The organism is Corynebacterium sp. (assembly GCF_012837295.1).
Taxonomy (GTDB): Bacteria; Actinomycetota; Actinomycetes; order Mycobacteriales; family Mycobacteriaceae; genus Corynebacterium.
Genome location: NZ_DURI01000224.1, coordinates 1 through 5,115 on the forward strand (window position 1 = coordinate 1; position 5,115 = coordinate 5,115).

General features: G+C 72.2%; 4 protein-coding genes. 3 read left to right on the top strand and 1 reads right to left on the bottom strand.

Annotated features, from left to right (window positions below):
• The 3 genes from GX015_RS07405 to purH form a co-directional block, all read left to right on the top strand.
• A partial coding sequence (locus GX015_RS07405; RefSeq protein WP_291344017.1) for a DUF6350 family protein occupies positions 1 to 1,500 on the top strand: 1,500 nt, incomplete at its 5' end.
• A 52-nt stretch (positions 1,501 to 1,552) separates the two neighbouring features.
• Positions 1,553 to 2,194: a phosphoribosylglycinamide formyltransferase gene (purN, locus tag GX015_RS07410; RefSeq protein WP_046649427.1), complete on the top strand. Its 642-nt coding sequence runs from the start codon at positions 1,553 to 1,555 to the stop codon at positions 2,192 to 2,194.
• Complete coding sequence (gene purH / locus GX015_RS07415) at positions 2,191 to 3,810, top strand: bifunctional phosphoribosylaminoimidazolecarboxamide formyltransferase/IMP cyclohydrolase (RefSeq protein ID WP_102212581.1); 1,620 nt, start codon at positions 2,191 to 2,193, stop codon at positions 3,808 to 3,810. The genes purN and purH overlap by 4 nt, the downstream gene beginning before the upstream one ends.
• A gap of 78 nt (positions 3,811 to 3,888) precedes the next feature.
• Here purH and GX015_RS07420 read toward each other — a convergent pair whose 3' ends face one another.
• Positions 3,889 to 5,031 (bottom strand): cytochrome P450, encoded by a 1,143-nt coding sequence (locus GX015_RS07420; protein ID WP_046649425.1) that lies wholly within the window; start codon positions 5,029 to 5,031, stop codon positions 3,889 to 3,891.
• Between the last annotated feature and the right edge of the window lie 84 nt (positions 5,032 to 5,115).

Consider the following 5,115-nt stretch of genomic DNA (forward strand, 5'->3'; position numbering starts at 1 on the left):
CCCCGCCCCGCCGCCGCGACGGCCCGCGCCGCGCGGATCCGCCGCTTCCTCTTCGCGGCCGCCGGCGTGCACGGGGTGGCGCTGCTGCTGATCATTTCGGTGGCGGTCATCGGCGTGACGGTGACCGGGGCGGGCTTCACGCCGCTGCCGGCGACCATCGCTTCGTCGTGGATGCTGCTCAATCTGGCGCCGTTCGAGTTCGGCGGCACGGATCTGGGCCTCGTGCCCGCGGTGCCGGCGATGGCGTATTTCGCGGCCGTCGCCTGGCGCATCCGCCGAGAGGTTTCGGGGCCGGTGAGCATCCGGGACGTGCGGACCATGGCGGCGGTGTTCCTGGGCGTGCCGGTGGTGTTGACCGTCATCGCCTGGCTGATGTTGTGGGATGCCTCGGGCGTGCTGAGGATCGACGCGCCCTTCTTCCCGGCGGCGATCGCCTCGACGGTGGCCATTCACGTCGCGGCTCTCGTCGCGGGCATGGGGCCGCGGCTGTCGCGCGCGCTGCTGCGCCGCAGGGCGTGGCCGGAGTGGCCGTTGGCGTCGCTGCGATTGGCGGCCTCTTACGTGGGCTGGCTGTGGGCGGCGGGTGCCGTGGCGGTGATCGTGTCCATGGTGTGGCATCACGCCTCGGTCCGCGAGACGCTCGGCATCGCCGACGGCGGGGCCGGGTTGTTCGGCCTCCTGCTGCTGTCGGTCGGCTATCTGCCGAACATCGCCTTCGGCGCCGCGGGCGTTCTCGTCGGCGCCCCGGCGAACGTCGGCGTGGCGGAGGCCGGGCTGTTCGCGGTGTCCCCGGGCACTCTGCCGCCGTTGCCCACGTTGGCCGCGATGCCGCAGTCGCATCTCTCGCCGGCGTTCGGGTTGCTGCTGGCGGTGCCGGTGGGCATCGCGGTGTGGTGCGTGCACCGGCATCTGAAGCGCGCCGATTCCGAGCGCCCGTACGTCGAGGTCGTCGTGGCCGCGGTGATGGCCGGGGTCCTCGTCGCCGCGCTGGCGCTGTTGCTGGGTGGCGAGGTCGGCCAGTACGGCTGGTCGGGCGCCAACTGGTGGCTGGCCGGCGTGCTGGCGTCGGTGTGGCTGGTGGTGCCGGGCGCCGTCGTCGCGGTGATGGTCGCGGGGCTGCCGCGTCCGGCTGCGTTGGGGATGCCGGAGCAGGAGCTTGACGACGCCCCCTCGGCAACCGTCGGGCCCGACACCGAAGAAGAGGCCGTGGATGAAGAGGTGGCCGACGAAGATGACGCCGGCGAAGACGCCGCCGAAAAAGAGGTCGCCGACGAAGCTGTCGCCGAAGAAGCAGCGCCCGCCGAAGCAGAGGCCACCGACGAAGCTGTCGCCGAAGACGATGCGGCCACTGAGGAAGAGGCCCCCAATGAGGTGGTGGCCGACGAAGAGGCCGTTGAAGAAGAGGTCACTGAAATAGAGGTGGCCGACGGCGATGAGGCCGACGCCGTCGTAAAGCGGGAACCGGACGCCGACCCGGACGGCGACGCCCCGCGTTCCTGACCGGGGGAGGTCGGGCCGGGGCGGTCCGGGCGGGTGGGTAGACTGTTCAGCCGTGACCGAATCACACAGCGCCCGGCCGGATGACGCGGCGGCGCCCCTGACCATCGTCGTGCTGGCCTCCGGCACGGGCTCGTTGCTGCAGTCGATGCTCGACACGCTCGACCCGGCGCGCGTGCGCGTGGCCGCCGTCGGCTCCGACAAGGACTGCGAGGCGCTGAAGCGGGCCGACGAGGCGGGGATCCCCTCCTTCCAGGTGCCGTTCGATGCCGCCGCCCGCGCCGACCGTGCGGGCTGGGACGCGACCCTGCTGGCCGCGGTGCGCGAGCATCGCCCGGATTTCGTCGTGTCGGCGGGGTTCATGCGCATTCTCGGGCAGGGGTTCATCGACGCCTTCCCGGACCGGATCGTCAACACCCATCCCGCCCTGCTGCCGTCGTTCCCCGGCGCGCACGCGGTGCCGGATGCGCTGGCGCACGGGGTGAAGGTCACCGGAACGACGGTGCACATCGTCGACGCGGGCGTGGACACGGGGCCGATCCTCGCGCAGGAGGCGGTCGTCGTCGAGGACGGCGACACCGTGGACACGTTGCACGAACGCATCAAGATCGTCGAGCGTCGGCTGCTGGTCGACGTTCTCCACACCATCTCGGAACGCGGAATCACGCGGGACGGACGAAAGGCGAAGTTTTCATGACCCAGGATCACGGCAGCATGGACCGCAAGCCCATCAAGCGCGCGCTCATCAGCGTCTACGACAAGACCGGTCTGGAGGATCTCGCCCGCGCCCTCCACGACGGCGGCGTGCAGATCGTGTCCACCGGCTCCACCGCGTCCCGCATCGCCGACGCCGGCGTGCCGGTGACCCCGGTCGAGGAGCTCACGGGCTTCCCGGAGTGCCTCGAGGGCCGGGTGAAGACCCTCCACCCGCGCGTCCACGCCGGCATCCTCGCCGACACCCGCAAGGACGATCACCTGTCGCAGCTCGCGGACCTGGGCGTCGAGCCCTTCCAGCTGGTCGTGGTGAACCTGTACCCGTTCACGGAGACCGTGGCGTCGGGCGCCGACTTCGACGCGTGCGTCGAGCAGATCGACATCGGCGGCCCGTCGATGGTCCGCGCGGCGGCGAAGAATCACCCGTCGGTGGCCGTGGTCGTGGATCCGGCGAAGTACGGCGAGGTCGCCGAGGCGGTCGCCGGCGGCGGTTTCACCCGCCCGGAGCGCACCGCCCTGGCCGTCGACGCGTTCCGCCACACGGCGTCCTACGACGTCGCGGTCGCGTCGTGGATGGGTTCCCAGCTTGACGACGAGTCGGCCGGCACTGATTCGGCGGATGGCGCCGTGGCGTTCCCCGAGTGGTTCGGCCACACCTACGAGCGTTCCGCCACCCTGCGCTACGGCGAGAACCCGCACCAGGCCGCCGCGCTGTACGTCGACCCGTCGGCGCCCGCGGGCCTGGCCCAGGCGGAGCAGTTCCACGGCAAGGAGATGAGCTACAACAACTACACGGACTCCGATGCCGCGTGGCGCGCCGCGTGGGATCACGAGCGCCCGTGCGTGGCCATCATCAAGCACGCGAACCCGTGTGGCATCGCGGTGTCGGACGAGTCGATCGCGAAGGCGCACCTGGCGGCCCACGCGTGCGACCCGGTGTCCGCGTTCGGCGGCGTCATCGCGGTCAACCGCGAGGTGTCCGTCGAGATGGCCGAGCAGGTCGCGGAGATCTTCACCGAGGTCATCGTCGCCCCGGGCTACGAGGACGGCGCCGTCGAGGTGCTGAGCCAGAAGAAGAACATCCGCATCCTCCAGGCGCCGGCGCCGCAGGGCGAGGCCACCGAGTACCGCCAGGTCTCCGGCGGCATGCTGCTGCAGGAGCGCGATGCGCTGCAGGCCGAGGGCGACGACGCCGCGAACTGGACCCTGGCCGCCGGCGAGGCCGCCGACGACGAGACCCTCGCGGACCTGGTCTTCGCCTGGAACGCCGTGCGCGCCGTGAAGTCCAACGCCATCCTGCTGGCCCGCGACGGCGCCACCGTGGGCGTCGGCATGGGCCAGGTCAACCGCGTCGATGCCGCGAAGCTGGCGGTCGAGCGCGCCAACTCCCTGGCCGGCGACGACGAGCGCGCCCGCGGGGCGGTCGCCGCCTCCGACGCGTTCTTCCCCTTCGCCGACGGTTTCGAGATGCTCGCCGAGGCCGGCGTCCGCGCCGTCGTCCAGCCGGGCGGCTCCATCCGCGACGCCGAGGTCATCGAGGCCGCGAACAAGGCCGGCGTGACCATGTACCTGACGGGCGCGCGCCACTTCGCGCACTAGTCGCGCACCGGTCGCCCGATAGACGAAGGCGGCCCCCGGGGATCACCCGGGGGCCGCTTTTTCGTGCGTGGCCGTGCGTCAGCCCAGCACGAGGTGGACGGTCCGCCATCCTCCGGCGGGACGTTCCTCGCGTTCCGACGGCCGGTCGCCGTCGAGGCGGAACGACCCCGTCGCCCGCAGCAGCGCGGCGATGGCGCAGCGGATTTCGATGGTGGAGATCAACCGGCCCGGGCACACGTGGGGGCCGGTGCCGTAGACGAGGTTGGCGGCGGCGTTGGCCTCCGGCCGGAATTCGTCGGGGTCGCCGAAGACGTCCGCGTCGCGATTGGCGGCGATCCAATCCAGCTCGACGCGCGACCCGGACGGGATGACCGCGTCGCCGACCTCGACGTCGGCGGTGGTGACGCGGCGGTTGGCGGGGAAGGGGTCGTCGATGCGCAGGATCTCGTCGATCGCCGCGTCCAGTTCGGCGGCGTGGGCGGTCTCGTCGGCGGCCCAGGCGCGCATGCGGTCCTGCAGCTCCGGTCGGGCGGCGAGGTAGTGGCCCACCACGCCGATCGACGCCGCGATGGAGCCGAGGTCGCCCGCGGTCCAGTTGCGCAGGATGGAAACGATCTCCTCGGTCGTCAGGGGACGCGAGCCGCCGGGCGCGGCGGGATCCTCGACCCGGTCCGCCATCAGGCGGGACGTGGGATCGGCGCCCGCGCCCCCGTCCGGTTCCTTGTCGGCGAGGATCCCGCGGATGATCTCGTCGAACCGGCGGGCGACCTCGGCGGTGCGCCGGCGATCGCCGGAGCGGGTCGCCGCATGGTTGTCGTCCATCCACCCGGTCAGCGTGGCGTCGAGGGAGTCGGGCCAGCCGAGCCATTCGCACTGGGAGCGCACCGCCACGCGGCGGCCGAATTCCCGGACCAGCTCCACGCCCGAGGCGGGGCCCTCGACGAGCCGGGCGGCCGCGTCGTCGGCGATGTGCCGGATCGACGGCTCCAGGGGGCGGATCACGTCATCGGCCAAGTGCCGGTCGATGACCGCCCGGAACCGCCGGTGCTCGTCGCCGTCCATGCCGTTGGGCACGTTGAGGTGCGAGGATGCCGCGCTGGAGAATCGCCGCGGGTCGCGTGCCGCGGCCTCCACCTCGGCGTGGCCCCGCAGGGCCCATGTGCCGTCCGGCCCGCGCCCGACCGGGCACCGGGACTCGGGGGAGGGGGTCGTTCCGGCCATTTCAAAGTCCCTTCATCGATGCGTATTTGACGGTCGACTCCGACGATACGTCGGTCCGGCGCGGCCCGCCCGGGTCCCGGTTAC

Bases quoted from the DNA above. Each gene is read 5' to 3' on its own strand.
- purH (WP_102212581.1), top strand. From the start codon at position 2,191: ATGACCCAGGATCACGGCAGCATGGACCGCAAGCCCATCAAGCGCGCG.
- GX015_RS07420 (WP_046649425.1), bottom strand. From the start codon at position 5,031: ATGGCCGGAACGACCCCCTCCCCCGAGTCCCGGTGCCCGGTCGGGCGC.